Genomic DNA, 13,293 nt, shown 5'->3' with positions numbered 1-13,293 from the left:
GAAGAATTTCATATATTTCTATGCAAAATATCAAGATACTCGACCAGAGGCAATTGAACCCACTTACGATTGGAAGTTAGCTCGTATTGAATATATTAAAGAAAGCAAATATAATTTAGCTTACTTTCGCCACACTGGGAAATGGTGGGTAATATTTTATGAAATTCCATTAGAGGAATGCTTTGAAGCAATTGAAGATATGCCTCATTTTCATCCATATTAAGAATTTTTATATTAGGTCACAGGCACAGAAAAAAGTTCGGACAACTCTGCGACACTTCGTGCCTTGCCTCGCCTTCGACTCGGTCATATAACAAGTGGATATACGCTGCGGGCTGACGCCCCGCCCTTCGGGACATTGCCTTCGGCAACTTCTTTTATCCGCAAAACGTTATCTGAAATTGGCACACTCCACATAGAAAAATTATTAAAATCCACGGTATTCTCATACTGTACGATAGATAACAAATATGGCACATAGAAAAAAGCAAAAGATAGAGAAAAATCGCAAAACAAAATCTTCTAAAAGTCGTCCTCGTTGCGGGCTATGTGGAAAAACGGGTAAACTTACAAAAACAGAATGTTGCGATCAGTGGATTTGTGATGATGCAGACCAGTATGTTCTCTTTTCTTATGCTCGAAATAGTTGCTATCGAAACCATGATAGGTACACTCTTTGCTCGTATCATTACCATGAAGGACATCCAGGGGACTGGAAGGACTGCCCGAAATGTAGGGAGGATTTCGAGACAGAAATGTATGTATGGTATGGAACAAACGAGTATAATTTTGAGAAACTTGAGAATCCTCCCGATTATGAACCAACAAGGTGCTCAAAGTGTGGAAAAATTATCAAATTGGGTGAAGATGGATATACTCAAAAAGGTAATGAATATTTCTGTATAAAATGCGGAGGTTTTGATATATGAAAAGAAAGAAAAGGGATCGGGACATGGGTAATCCCAATCTCTCGTGTGCCAACTCTGCGACACTTCGTGCCTTGCCTCGCCTTCGACTCGGTCATATAACAGGTGGATATACGCTGCGGGCTGACGCCCCGCCCTTCGGGACATTCCTCCCTTCGGTCGCAACGTCGTATATCCCCGAAAACGTTATACGCAACCCCAAGAACGCCTGTACGATAAATTTAAATATCATATTGTACATATGTGTATTCATGGGTACGCAAATAAGTCTTAAGTTGTCTGATAGGATATATTCATCTGCAAAGGTCTATGCAGAAACCCATGGATTTGATACTTTGCAGAATTTTATCAGAGAACTCATAAGAGAAAGGTTATTTGAAGGTGAAACTGGAGCCTTTGGAGGTTTTTCCACCTATTTAGCAAGCGAAGAGTCACTTGCTCGATACTGGCTTTCACCCGAGGAGGATGAAGCGTGGGCACATTTACAAAAGGAGATATAGTGTTATTTCTGTTTCCATACACTGATTTAAGTAATAGGAAACTTCGCCCCACCCTTGTCATATCTGATGAAATGGGTGAAGACATTCTTTTATGCCAAATCACCTCTAAAAAAATTCGGAAGGATAAATATTGTGTTGAAATCAAGCAAAACAACACTATTGATGGAAACCTTCAAATTGATAGTTATATTCGTGCAAACATGATTTTCACAGCAAGTAAGGCACAAATTCTTAAAAAAATCTGTATGATAAAAGATAAACAATACACTGAAGTAGTAAACATCATTGATAACCTCATTAGAAAATAGGCGTTCTTGGGACTTCTCCGCTCACTTACATTCGCTCCGACCCTTCGGGGCGTATAACATTCTTAGAACTCTTTTCCTTTTCGTTATTTCTTTGATCTGATACTTCCAACAAGAGCAGAAATAAAAATCATCCTATCTTACTTGTGGAAGTACTGTTATTCCATTCCCATCTCCTACTCCATTACTCCATTATACCCCTATCTTCAGTCTTATCCAAAATATGAGACCTACGTATCCAAAAGCCCGTGAATTCGTCCAGAATTCGAGGCTTTTCATATTTCTTTGCATCTATATTTTTGTTGAAAATTTATGCCATTGCTTCTGTTCTCATCATTCTGTGAAAAAAAATAGTACATTCTTTATATCCCCTCATATATTACAATCTGGATGGGATTTGATAGAAGGGCATACATCATACCGGATGGGACAAAATTCGATGATGGAACAATAAAGGTGGATGGAGATGCCGTGATAGGAAATTCCTGTATAGTAGATTTCAATGTCGAATCCGAAAGATTTTTTGCTGGCGAGAGAACAAAAATAAATGGGCATATAATTACAAAAGGCGATGTGCGAATGGACCTTTTCTCGGCAATAGAGGGGGATGTCTCTTGCGGGGCAAATGCATACATCGCTGACGGAACAAAAATAAATGGAAATCTGTCCCTTAAAGGAGACCTGGATGTCGGGGATAATGTTGAAATACGAGATGGGTTCGAGGCAAAGGGATGGATAAACATAAGAAGTCCAATACCAATGGTTATATACGTGCTTCTTTACATCCTGGAGCTCATAAAAAGAGGGCACAGCAAGGAGGTCGAACGTATCTTGCAGGAACTTGAAAATAATAATGACATAATATCCATTTCTGAAAAATACTTTTTCCTGCCGAACGGCTCCTCTGTAGGAAGCGATGCCATAATAAACGGCAGGCTTCATGTGGGCAAAGATTGTGTTATAACTGGAAACCATAAAGTAAAGGGAAGTATATTTGTAGGGAAAGGAAGTGCCATACATGGCTCTTTAAAATCTTCGGGCGATGTAACATTGGAGGATGGCGTAAAGGTTGAGGGAAATGTAGAAGGTGGTTTTATCAAAATTGGGTTATGCAATATAGCGGGAAATGTTGATGGAAGGAAGGTGGAAATTTTTAGGAATGCAAATGTATCCGGGGTGATAAAAGCTCTGGAAGGCATAAAGTTTTTTGACGAGAGGAAAAAGAAAATGAAGAAGAAAGTGGAGAGATTTAAGGAGAAAGTAGATATCGTCGATGAGGTTGCAGAACTTCTGTAAGTGTAATCTGTCTAGTATTCCAGTCCTTCTTTTCCTTTAACGCCTTCATCAAATGGATGTTTTATTTTTTTCATTTCTGTTACCAAGTCTGCGATTTCTATGAATTCCTCCGGAGCACCTCTTCCCGTCAGTATAATATTTGTCTCACCCCTTTTTTTCACCATGTCTATCACGTTCCTTGTATTAATCAGCCCCATTGAGACTGCAACATTCACTTCATCAAGAATAAGCAGGAAGGGTTTTTCCTCCAAAATTTTTTCTGCAAATTTTAGGGCTTTTTCAGCCAGCTCATGGTCTTTCTCAGTAGGTTTTAAAACAAACTGCTTGCGTCCGAACTGATATACCTCGAGAATGGACGCTTTAATTTCCCCATAATCCCCCTTTTTTAAAAATTGGATTAAAACAGCTCTTTTTCCGTGGCCTACGGCACGGATGGCAGTACCTATGGCTGCTGTGGTTTTTCCCTTGCCATCGCCCGTATACACATAAATAAGTCCCTTCATTTCGATTTATCTGAACGCATTACTTAATGCGATCCTCTGTAATAATCGTAAGGGAAGTAGGTATTTTTGATATTTCTCCTTCTTTCGTTGAAATTATTGTGCTCACGCCCCTATCAAATGCAGTGTCAATCAGTCGCTGTGTTGTTATGCCATCAAATATGACCGTATGGGCCTTATTTTTAGACAGGGTGTTGACCAGAGAATCCACTTTCACCCTGTCAATCTCTGTCCCATCTTTATTCAAAAGAATGGCTGTAAGCGTTCCTTTCACTTCAGAAAGTAATTTTTTGTAATTTTTCTGCTTATCACTGAGTTCGCTTTCATTATTGTTTTTTTTCTTATTGACTCTATTATTTTTTCTCTCAATTCCATGCATCTCCATGTATTGCTCCGCGGGTATCTTATTCTTCAGGGCTTTCATTATAAGTTTATACGGCAACTCTTCTACTTCCCGGGTCTTTGGCGCCCTTGCCACAAAATCTATATCTGCAACCTGAAGCAACTCTTTAAGTATTAGTTCGCCGCCCCTGTCTCCGTCAACAAAAGCTGTGGCAATTTTTTCGGTGCACAGGTCAACTATGCTCTGGGGGACACTGGTACCTTCAACAGATATGGTATTTTTTATCCCGTGCTTTAGTAAATTAACCACATCATTCCTTCCTTCAACAACAATGATGCCATCGCTTTTGCTTACATTCGGTCCGGAAGGTAGACGATCTTTACCGTAATATTCTATTTCCTCAACCTGTACAGATTGGCGTATAGTCTCCACAATATCTTCTATCTCTTCCCTGCCCTCGCTTATCATTCCTGTAAGTATATTCTTTGCCCTATCTATAACATGTTTTCTCTTGGAAATTCTTATGTCCTCAACCTTATCTATGTTAATCTCTGCCTTGCAGGGGCCTATCCTATCAACGGACTCTATTCCCGCTGCTATTATTGCCGTTTCCACTTTTTCAAGCGCAGAGGTAAGGGTAAGAGTCCCTTCACTTTTCCCATTTTTTTGGTGCATATCGACCTCGATGCGCCCGACTCTTGCCGACTTCTGCAAATCGCGGAGGTCGAGACTATCGCCTATAAGGCCTTCGGTCTGACCGAATATTGCACCTATGACATCCGATTTTTCTACAGCGCCGTCTACTTTTATTTTTGCTTTAATTAAATATTTTGCTGATGATGGATCTATTGACATTTTCATCACTCCTTAAAATAGTACATCATGAAAATTCTGCAAATGCTTGAATGATCCCGAAAGCGACTAAGTGAATTTGTAAACATGATGATGCACTAATTTCATTTCCACTATACAGAGGTGCTATTAAAACCTTACGGACATATTTTAAATTTACCTCTTATTACCAGGACATGAAAGATCGCATATTCATAGGCGTCGCCTGGCCGTATGCAAATGGCCCATTACATCTGGGTACGCTGGCCGGCTGCCTCCTTCCTGCCGACATATTCGGACGGTTCAACAGGATGGTTGGAAATGATGTTCTCATGGTTTCGGGAAGCGATGAACATGGAACGCCTATAACACTGACTGCTGAAGAGGAGGGGGTCCGTCCCAAAGAAATTGCGGATAGATACAATGCTCAGCATATGAAGAATATCAGGGAGTTAGGCATAATTTTCGAAAATTTTTCCCGAACAAGCAATGCATTTCACAAGCAGGTTGTACAGAATTTTTTTTTCCGCCTTTATGAAAATGGGCATGTTTACCGAAAAAAGATGCTTGCCCCATACTGCGAAAACTGTGAAAGGTTTTTGCCGGACAGATATGTTGAGGGAATATGCCCGTACTGCGGCGGGGAGGCGAGGGGAGATCAATGCGACAAATGCGGGAAAACGCTTGAATCATCGGAATTGATAGACCCGAAATGCAAGATATGCAGCGGCACGCCGGTCACGAAAGAAACGGAACACCTTTTCTTCAAACTCTCTGAATTCGAGGATAAATTGGCGGGCTGGCTGGAAGACAAAGGCTACTGGAAAGACAATGTTATAAAATTCACGAGAAACTGGATAAAGGGCGGGCTTAATGACAGGGCAATAACGCGAGACCTCGAATGGGGCGTAGGAATACCTTTAGAAGGTTTTGAGGACAAACGGATTTATGTATGGTTTGAAGCAGTCATAGGCTACTTGTCTGCATCCAAGGAATGGGCTGTTATGAGAAATGACCCGGACAAATGGAAAGAATGGTGGACAGGAAATGCAAAGCATTATTATTTCCTGGCCAAGGATAATATACCGTTTCATACAATAATATGGCCTGCAATGCTCATGGGGCATGGTGATTTAAATCTGCCTTATGATGTGCCCGCCAATGAGTATCTCACTTTTTCCGGAGAACAATTTTCGAAGTCGAGGGACATAGGGATATGGATTCCAGATATGCTAAAAAAATTTGATGTGGACACGATAAGGTATTACCTCTCAATAAACATGCCGGAAAAACATGATACGGATTGGAACTGGGAAGATTTTGTTGCAAAGAACAACAATGAACTTGTGGGCACTTATGGAAATTTCATCCATAGAGTTGTAACATTCACCCAAAAAAATTTCGGGGAAATGCCTGAAGCAGGCAAGATAAGGGATGTGGACAAAAAAATAGAGGAGGAGATAGTAAAAACGGTCGAAGAAGTGGGAGTGTCGATAAAAGCATGCCGATTCAAGGAAGGGATAAAAAGAATAATAGGACTGGCTCAAGCCGGAAATCAATATTTAAATGAGCAAGCCCCGTGGAATTTGATAAAAAGTGATAGAGAAAGGTGTGCAACCGTTCTCCACATATGCTTCAAAATAGTAAAAGCTCTTGCGGTATGCTCCGCGCCTTATATCCCAAAATCGGCAAACAAAATATGGGAGATGCTCGGGTATGAGGGAAATATAGACGACCAGAAATGGGACGAAGGATTGAAGGAGCTAAAAAAAGTAAAGTTAGAAAAGCCCGTACCATTGTTTAAAAAGCTGGAGTTGGCGGAGATAGTTATGGAAGAACCGTTCTCAGAACTGGATTTAAGAATCGCAAAAATAGTAAAAGTCAGGGAACATCCATCCGCCGATAAACTGTATGCACTTGACATAGATGTGGGGGAGCTTGGGAAAAGGAGGATTGTGGCAGGCATAAAACCATGGTATGATAAAAAGCAGTTGCAGGATAAAAAAATCGTCATGGTGGCAAATTTGAAACCGGCCGTGGTAAGGGGTATACGATCTCAAGGAATGCTGCTCGCTGCCGATGATGGAACACCATCATTGCTCATTCCAGATGATGAGCCTGGAGGAAGGGTGGGCATTGAAGGAATAGAACCGAAGCCAGTAGAAGTGGTGGATTTCAAGGAGTTTGAAAAAATTCATATGAAAGTCAATGAAAAGGGACTTGTAGAATACAAAAGAAAAATTTTAAGGGATAAAAAAGGAGCGATAAAACTCGACAGAAATGTAGCGAAAGGCGCCCCTATACATTGATTGTCGTGATAACACAAAATTGTGCTCATAGCACAACAATTTATATATAACGTAATACATTATGTGTGCACGATATGCATGTCAAAATACAGTATAATATCTGTTCCACGAGAATTGCATGACGAACTGCAAAAAAAGGTAAATAGAAAACCAGAATTGGGGTATTCAAGCATTGCAGAGTTTTGCAAGGAAGCGATTCGCATCCATGTTTCCAACGTGAGAATGGAAAGAAGGGAGGCACTCCTCCAGCAGATAGATTTTGGGGAGCTATTAAAAAAGATAGAACTGGCAGCATCTACCAATGGGGGAGAATATCGGCAAATATTTGAAAATTTGAAAGCTCCTGCTTTTATCATATCACCTGATGGCAGGATAATTAACTGCAATGATGAAACCGTGGATAGCCTTGGGTACAGCAGGAAGGAGGAACTTCTCGATGAGAACATATCCACAATATTTTCGGATGAACGTGAAATGAATGAAATGATGGAATACATTAATAGCAGGAGTTTTGTAAAAAATTATGAAATTAAACTGCTAAGAAGAGATGGAAAAGCCCTAGATTTTATACTGGCTGTCGGAACAATAAAGAAACGTGGAAAAGTTGAAAAGTATATCGGCATTGGAAAAGACATTACTGCGAGGAAGATGGTAGAGGCAAGGCTGAAAAAAGAGAGAGAACTCTATTCACTCATTTTAACTGAAATGTGTGATGCCATAACCGTACTTCAAGACGGAAAAATAAAGTTTGCGGGTGGGCAATGCAGGGCTACTGGCTATTCAACTGAAGAGTTAACGGGGATAAATTTTTTAGATATTGTCGCCCCGGAAGACAAAAAGAGAGTCGAAGAGAATTACAGAAAGAGAATTGAAGGAAAAGATGTCCCATCCATAGTCAGATATAAGCTTATTTCCAAGGATGGAAAAATAAGAGAAATAGAGGCATCGATGCGCATCATAGAATACGAGGGGAGACCTGCCGACCTTGCCGTCATAAGATATCATGCTTAAGCCACGCTAAAAGGGATTAAATAGCTCTTCCTCATTATTCCACAATGTTTGACCTGCACGTTCATACATATTATTCCGATGATGGACATGAAAAGCCCGAGAAAATGGCCGGAATTTTAAAAAAGAAAGGTTTCAGGGGGATGGCGATAACCGATCACAATACAATGAAAGGGGCGCTGAAAAGATATGATTTAGACGAATTTATTATAATTCCCGGAACTGAGATATCCACCGACAGGGGGCATCTGCTTGGACTTGGAATGAGGGAAGAGATAAAGGGTAGAAAAGTAGAGGAATCTATTGAGGAAATACATGACAAGGGCGGAATAGCAATTTTACCCCATCCTTGCCGCATATTTTCAGGGGCGATAAAAAATTTTGATGGGCTGAAACTGGATGGAATAGAAACTTTTAATGCGAGAAGTTTCCCCAGTCAGAATAAAAGGGCAGGAAAACTTGCAAAAACAATGAAACTTCCGGAAACCGGCGGAAGCGATGCACACTATGCATGGGAAGTGGGAAAAGGCTATACGACGGCAGATGCCGAAAGTGTTGATGATGTCATCGAAGAAATATTGAAAAAGAGGACAAAAACTGGAGGGGCTCCATCAATAATAAGGCCTCTGAAATCCTCCGTAATGGCATTATCTTCATACACCCGGCGAGGATTCAGAAGAGTTTAGCTTTTTTTCTGATAAAATTCCCATCCCTCCTTTAGCTCATTCTTTATTTCCTTGATATCATTATCAGTAAGATTTCTGAATCTCCCCTGCATACGAAGCCAGTCTTCTATGGGCTTGGCTTCTTTTGTTCCTTCAATTATTCCTTTTGAAGGGCCGTTGAATGTCAATTTGCCACCCTCGAACTCATACATCAGCCATGACCCTGTTTCCACGGCAAGACGTGCAATTTCGACAGTCTTGCTCATGTCAAACCTCCAGCCTGGAGGGCATGGACACAGTATCTCTATATACTTCGGCCCTTCTATTCCCTTTGCTTTTTTCACCTTCCTGTACAAATCCGTGGGGTATGCTATCGAAGCCGTTGCCACATAGGGTGTGTCATGAACCATCACTATTTCAGCGAGATTTTTTGCTTTCTCCTTTTTTCCAGCCCATGTGGTAGTCGTCCACGCTCCGTACGGTGTGGCCCCGCTTCGTTGTATTCCAGTATTGGAGTACATCTGGTTGTTATAGCATATATAAATGAAATTCGTTTTCCTTTCTAGGGCACCGCTCAATGCCTGCAGACCGATATCGTAGCTCCCGCCATCACCAGCCCATACCATCACTGTCACATCGTCCTTTCCCTCGGCATGGAGTGCTGCTTTTATGCCGGATGCTGATGCCGCCGCCGCTTCAAATGCGATATTCATCGTGGGCACTGAAAAAGATGTTTTTGGATACAATGACTGAATGACGGCACTGCATGACGCTGGAACGGTAATTATCGTTTTTTTCCCGAGAGCCTTGAGCACCGTCCTCAAAGCAATAGTGGCAGGACATCCCGGACATGCCGCATTGCCCTGAAGAACATATTCTTCTTTCGGTAAATCCTTTATGGCCATTATCTCACCTCCACCGAGTACCATCCATCCTTATTTTCTTTCGCCAGATTGTACATCCTCATAATGTCTTTATGGGTGACATCCCTGCCACCAAGTCCTGCAATAAATCCACATACCTTTCCATCAACAGATGCTTTTATTTCAGTTGCTACTGCCCCCTCTATTCCAACAGATATGTCCCTGTCTATGACTATCAATTTTGCTTTTTCCGCAATTTTTTGCAAATCCTCTTTTGGGAAGGGACGAAAAACTCTCAATCTTGCAAGCCCAACTTTCTCTCCTTTCTTTCGCAGCCCGTCAACCGATGCGTGTGCCTCTGCCCCGATGGCCCCCATTGCAACAATAATTATGTCCGCATCATCGCACCTGTATGTTTCTATCAGATTGCCGTGACTTTTGCCAAATTTTTTGTTCCATTCGTCGTCAACATTTTTGATTACTTTCTTTGCCTTCTGCTGGGAAATTTGCATATCGTACCTCACTTCCATGTAATACTCGGGCCCTATAATGTTCCCGTGAGTTATTGGGTGCTCGACATCCAGCTTCCATTCGGGAGTGTACGCCGGAAGAAAATCATCAATCTCTTTCTGGGAGGGAATATCTGCCGGCATTGATGTATGGGATAAAATAAAGCCGTCATAATTTACCATTACGGGCAATTGAACGTCCTTATGCTCCGCAATTTTGTAAGCCTGTATAACCGTATCAAAAACCTCCTGATTGCTTGAACAGTAAAACTGCAGCCATCCTGTGTCCCTCTGAGACATGGAATCGTTGCAATCGCTCCATATACTCCACCCTGGCCCAATAGCCCTGTTGACATTTACCATAACGATGGGCAATCTTGCAAGCCCCGCCCAGTGAAGCATTTCATGCATTAAAAGCAGGCCGTGGGAAGATGTGGCTGTAAATGTTCTCACGCCCGTAGCTTCTGCCGCTATACATGAGGTCATTGCAGAATGTTCCGACTCAACTCTTATAAATTCTGCTTTCAATTCGCCCGACTCAACATATTGTGCCAGTCTTTCAACGATGGTTGTCTGAGGAGTTATCGGGTAGGCCGCTATTACCTTCGGGCGTGCCATTTTTGCGGCCAGTGCGACAACATTATTTGCAGTGTCTATAATCTTCATTTTTCCTCCCTCCCCATTTCTATGGTATTTACGGGGCATTCATTGGCGCATACCCCGCAACCCTTACAAAAATCGTAGTTTATTGATGGTAGTTCATTACGCGATATTGCCCCTTCGGGACAGAAAATCCAGCATCTCCAGCATTTTATACATTTATCTTCATGAAACAGGGGGCGGAACACACGCCAGCTTCCTGTCTTTCCCATTGCAGCCTTTTCCGGGTAAGATATTGTGGTTTTCATTTTATCCTCAACCTTTTATATGCATCTTCTGCCGCAGCAGCATTCCTTTCTCCGGCCTTTCCCTTCCATCGGTTCATTATTGCCTTCTTAACAGAATCAATGGATAAATTGTCCATCAACTTCGGGAGGGTACCGACTATGGGAGTGTTGACTATGGGGATGCCGCCCACCATTATTTTCCTTTCTATCGCTATTCCGGTTGCATCAACGGTAGCAACTTTAAACGGCATGTAAACCTCATCCGGGGAGCGCGGTGTATTAAGCACGATCGTACCGTCTTTTTTAAGTCCATCTGTAACATTTACGGTATCCATTATTCCTGTATCGAGAACAACGACAACATTTGGAGAGTATACCTGGCTTCTCAGATGGATCTCGCTGTCAGAAATACGGGCAAATGCTTTTACTGGGGCCCCCCTCCGTTCCGCCCCAAAAATAGGAAATGCCTGTACATCCTTGTTTCCAGATTCAAGGGCGGCAGATGCAAGAATGTTAGCGGCTGTGACAGCTCCCTGCCCGCCCCGTCCGTAAAAGACAACCTCGGTTAATGGCATAGAAATGCAATGCAAAAAGGCATTTAATACTTTTCTCAGTGAAATGTAACACAGTAGCGTTCCGTGCCTAACTTTAAAATCAATATTAAAAAATTAAAAGGGAAAAGGAGAGAGTTTACTTCACTCCCAGTACCAGCGGTCCAAGTACAAAACCTTTGGCTGTCTTTGATGCTCCGCCTGCTGTTATTGTTATTGTTGTCGGTCCGATGCCGAAAACCAAGCCGCTTTTGATTGCTTCTTCTCCACCTGCCGGCAAGCTGTCAATTGTTCCTGTTGTTTCCTTGCCAATGAATATCAGTCCTGTCAATTCAATTGACCAGTCCATGTTGCTTGCATCTTCTGTTCCTGTATTGGTAATTGTCGCCGAAATTCCCATTCCTCCAGATATGCTGTTGACATTGATTATAGCACAGGGCAATGGTGCATAGTAGATGTCCTTATTTCCATTTCTGGTGTCAACCCAGACGATTCCTGCTGGAGATACCTCAACTGCCCCTTCTTCGTCTACAACTGTTCCGTCTACTTCATTTATTTGCTCTGGTTCTTCCCACATTTGCCCAAGGTCAGTAGACTTTGTCAAATACAGATTGCCGTTGCGAACGAATGTGCAGAAAACCGTTGAGCCACTGACAAATATCTCTGGGCTTTTCTCGTCCGCCTGTGCCATTGACGGGAATGTTCCGTCATGCCATGTGCCTCCTTCATCGGTAGAATATTTGCAGGCAAGATCCCAATCGCCATAAATATTGTCATTTGTCATATATACGATACAGAGATTGTCTCCACTAGCATCTAATGCTGGATCAACATAATCTTTGTTAGAGGTGATCTCCTTATCTGGCCAGAGATGACAATCTGACTCCTCACCTGGATCACCCCATTTGAGGAGTAAATCACTTGTTCCACTCGCCTCATTTGGGAAGTCCCATATCATCCAAAAGAGACTGCTCGTAACCGCTACCTCATTGTTGTACCCAATCGGGTAGTCCTCGTCACCCGTAATACCAAAACCTCCTGAAAAACCGCCTGTAAAGCAACAAATTTGACACGAACTCGGGAGATCATAGCCGCCAAACTCAATATGACCAACGTGTCCGACAGCAAATCTGTTTTCATCGAATGCCGCTATGGTAAATGTATGTCTCTCATAGTCCCATCCGCTTGCATCATATCCATATATCTTCTCGCCGTAGCTACCCGGGTCAGATGGATTGGAGATGTTAATAAAGAATATAATATCAAGTGCTTCATCATTCCATGAGCCGTAGATGGCTTGTCCTCCCGGTGGTGTACAAAGAACGGGCCAAGTCTGAACGCCATTTTTCATTTCTCCAATATCTACATTTGTATTCCAAATTTCTGACCACGTATTGCCGTTATCGGTTGAACGCATGAAATAAACGTGTCCCTCTATACCACTTAGCCTACAGTCATATGCAACCAAAAAGCTTCCATCGGGAGCCTTTACGATAGTTGGATGTTCTTCGTCTGTTGTACCTGAGGAAATCTGGACATTTCCCATGTATCCTATCATAGAATTTCCGTCATTTGCTGGAAAAACTATTGTCGCCTTCTCCATAGTTGTTGTCGCTATTAGTGTGTTTTCTTTTTCGTTTACTGAAAGAGAGGTTACCGCAGGGGCACACATCATAGCGACTGCTACAACTACTATTGCCATATTTCTTATTTTTGCTGAGCTCATATTATCGCCTCCAGTATCTAAATATCATTATAATTTAAATAATTAACGTTAAAAATAGTAAAAATAGGAAGAGG

At 42.0% G+C, this 13,293-nt stretch carries 16 protein-coding genes; 8 read left to right on the top strand and 8 right to left on the bottom strand.

Features of this window, described 5'->3' with window-relative positions:
* On the top strand, positions 1 to 223 hold a 223-nt coding region (locus U9O96_03805), incomplete at its 5' end, for a hypothetical protein (GenBank protein MEA2054229.1).
* An 83-nt stretch (positions 224 to 306) separates the two neighbouring features.
* On the opposite strand, the gene U9O96_03800 is transcribed toward U9O96_03805, so the two are convergent.
* Positions 307 to 438, bottom strand: a complete 132-nt coding sequence (locus tag U9O96_03800) for a hypothetical protein (GenBank protein ID MEA2054228.1) — start codon at positions 436 to 438, stop codon at positions 307 to 309.
* 32 nt (positions 439 to 470) lie between these two features.
* On the opposite strand from U9O96_03800, the gene U9O96_03795 reads away from it, so the two are divergent.
* The 4 genes from U9O96_03795 (at position 471) to U9O96_03780 (ending at position 3,027) form a co-directional block, all read left to right on the top strand.
* Positions 471 to 929, top strand: a complete 459-nt coding sequence (locus U9O96_03795; GenBank protein MEA2054227.1) for a hypothetical protein — start codon at positions 471 to 473, stop codon at positions 927 to 929.
* Positions 926 to 1,426 (top strand): hypothetical protein, encoded by a 501-nt coding sequence (locus tag U9O96_03790; protein MEA2054226.1) that lies wholly within the window; start codon positions 926 to 928, stop codon positions 1,424 to 1,426. Before U9O96_03795 ends, U9O96_03790 begins: the two co-directional genes overlap by 4 nt.
* Positions 1,399 to 1,734, top strand: a complete 336-nt coding sequence (locus U9O96_03785; GenBank protein ID MEA2054225.1) for a type II toxin-antitoxin system PemK/MazF family toxin — start codon at positions 1,399 to 1,401, stop codon at positions 1,732 to 1,734. The genes U9O96_03790 and U9O96_03785 overlap by 28 nt, the downstream gene beginning before the upstream one ends.
* Before the next feature lie 387 nt (positions 1,735 to 2,121).
* Positions 2,122 to 3,027, top strand: a complete 906-nt coding sequence (locus tag U9O96_03780) for a polymer-forming cytoskeletal protein (GenBank protein ID MEA2054224.1) — start codon at positions 2,122 to 2,124, stop codon at positions 3,025 to 3,027.
* Between the two features lie 11 nt (positions 3,028 to 3,038).
* Here the strand turns inward: U9O96_03780 and U9O96_03775 are convergent, their stop codons facing one another.
* Positions 3,039 to 3,530 (bottom strand): cob(I)yrinic acid a,c-diamide adenosyltransferase, encoded by a 492-nt coding sequence (locus tag U9O96_03775; GenBank protein MEA2054223.1) that lies wholly within the window; start codon positions 3,528 to 3,530, stop codon positions 3,039 to 3,041.
* Between the two features lie 19 nt (positions 3,531 to 3,549).
* On the bottom strand, positions 3,550 to 4,725 hold the full coding sequence (gene dnaG, locus U9O96_03770) for a DNA primase DnaG (GenBank protein MEA2054222.1): 1,176 nt from the start codon (positions 4,723 to 4,725) through the stop codon (positions 3,550 to 3,552).
* Between the two features lie 74 nt (positions 4,726 to 4,799).
* Here dnaG and metG point away from each other — a divergent pair, with 74 nt between their 5' ends.
* The 3 genes from metG (at position 4,800) to U9O96_03755 (ending at position 8,704) form a co-directional block, all read left to right on the top strand.
* Positions 4,800 to 7,010: a methionine--tRNA ligase gene (gene metG, locus U9O96_03765; protein ID MEA2054221.1), complete on the top strand. Its 2,211-nt coding sequence runs from the start codon at positions 4,800 to 4,802 to the stop codon at positions 7,008 to 7,010.
* Positions 7,011 to 7,088: 78 nt separating this feature from the next.
* Positions 7,089 to 8,021, top strand: a complete 933-nt coding sequence (locus tag U9O96_03760) for a PAS domain S-box protein (GenBank protein ID MEA2054220.1) — start codon at positions 7,089 to 7,091, stop codon at positions 8,019 to 8,021.
* Between the two features lie 44 nt (positions 8,022 to 8,065).
* Positions 8,066 to 8,704 carry a PHP-associated domain-containing protein gene (locus tag U9O96_03755; GenBank protein MEA2054219.1) on the top strand — a complete coding sequence of 213 codons (639 nt, stop codon included), beginning with the start codon at positions 8,066 to 8,068 and terminating at the stop codon, positions 8,702 to 8,704.
* Here U9O96_03755 and U9O96_03750 read toward each other — a convergent pair.
* The 5 genes from U9O96_03750 to U9O96_03730 form a co-directional block, all read right to left on the bottom strand.
* On the bottom strand, positions 8,701 to 9,588 hold the full coding sequence (locus U9O96_03750) for a 3-methyl-2-oxobutanoate dehydrogenase subunit beta (protein MEA2054218.1): 888 nt from the start codon (positions 9,586 to 9,588) through the stop codon (positions 8,701 to 8,703). The genes U9O96_03755 and U9O96_03750 overlap by 4 nt on opposite strands.
* A complete protein-coding gene (locus U9O96_03745) occupies positions 9,588 to 10,721 on the bottom strand; it encodes a transketolase C-terminal domain-containing protein (GenBank protein ID MEA2054217.1) in 1,134 nt (377 codons plus the stop codon). Before U9O96_03745 ends, U9O96_03750 begins: the two co-directional genes overlap by 1 nt.
* On the bottom strand, positions 10,718 to 10,963 hold the full coding sequence (locus U9O96_03740) for a 4Fe-4S binding protein (GenBank protein ID MEA2054216.1): 246 nt from the start codon (positions 10,961 to 10,963) through the stop codon (positions 10,718 to 10,720). The genes U9O96_03745 and U9O96_03740 overlap by 4 nt, the downstream gene beginning before the upstream one ends.
* The gene (locus tag U9O96_03735) at positions 10,960 to 11,517 is read right to left on the bottom strand and encodes a 2-oxoacid:acceptor oxidoreductase family protein (GenBank protein MEA2054215.1); all 558 of its coding nucleotides are present in this window, start codon (positions 11,515 to 11,517) and stop codon (positions 10,960 to 10,962) included. The genes U9O96_03740 and U9O96_03735 overlap by 4 nt, the downstream gene beginning before the upstream one ends.
* Positions 11,518 to 11,632: 115 nt before the next feature.
* Positions 11,633 to 13,219, bottom strand: a complete 1,587-nt coding sequence (locus U9O96_03730) for a sialidase family protein (protein ID MEA2054214.1) — start codon at positions 13,217 to 13,219, stop codon at positions 11,633 to 11,635.
* Between the last annotated feature and the right edge of the window lie 74 nt (positions 13,220 to 13,293).

It is taken from the genome of Candidatus Thermoplasmatota archaeon (genome assembly GCA_034660695.1).
In the GTDB taxonomy this organism is placed as follows: domain Archaea; phylum Thermoplasmatota; class E2; order UBA202; family DSCA01; genus JAYEJS01.
Note: the sequence above shows the minus strand (reverse complement) of the source record. Positions and strands in the feature narration are given on the sequence as shown.

Excerpts from the sequence above, each read along its gene's own strand:
- U9O96_03795 (MEA2054227.1), top strand. The coding sequence starts at position 471 with ATGGCACATAGAAAAAAGCAAAAGATAGAGAAAAATCGCAAAACAAAA.
- U9O96_03790 (MEA2054226.1), top strand. The coding sequence starts at position 926 with ATGAAAAGAAAGAAAAGGGATCGGGACATGGGTAATCCCAATCTCTCG.
- U9O96_03780 (MEA2054224.1), top strand. The coding sequence starts at position 2,122 with ATGGGATTTGATAGAAGGGCATACATCATACCGGATGGGACAAAATTC.
- U9O96_03775 (MEA2054223.1), bottom strand. The coding sequence starts at position 3,530 with ATGAAGGGACTTATTTATGTGTATACGGGCGATGGCAAGGGAAAAACC.
- dnaG (MEA2054222.1), bottom strand. The coding sequence starts at position 4,725 with ATGTCAATAGATCCATCATCAGCAAAATATTTAATTAAAGCAAAAATA.
- U9O96_03760 (MEA2054220.1), top strand. The coding sequence starts at position 7,089 with ATGTCAAAATACAGTATAATATCTGTTCCACGAGAATTGCATGACGAA.
- U9O96_03755 (MEA2054219.1), top strand. The coding sequence starts at position 8,066 with ATGTTTGACCTGCACGTTCATACATATTATTCCGATGATGGACATGAA.
- U9O96_03750 (MEA2054218.1), bottom strand. The coding sequence starts at position 9,588 with ATGGCCATAAAGGATTTACCGAAAGAAGAATATGTTCTTCAGGGCAAT.
- U9O96_03745 (MEA2054217.1), bottom strand. The coding sequence starts at position 10,721 with ATGAAGATTATAGACACTGCAAATAATGTTGTCGCACTGGCCGCAAAA.
- U9O96_03740 (MEA2054216.1), bottom strand. The coding sequence starts at position 10,963 with ATGAAAACCACAATATCTTACCCGGAAAAGGCTGCAATGGGAAAGACA.
- U9O96_03735 (MEA2054215.1), bottom strand. The coding sequence starts at position 11,517 with ATGCCATTAACCGAGGTTGTCTTTTACGGACGGGGCGGGCAGGGAGCT.
- U9O96_03730 (MEA2054214.1), bottom strand. The coding sequence starts at position 13,219 with ATGAGCTCAGCAAAAATAAGAAATATGGCAATAGTAGTTGTAGCAGTC.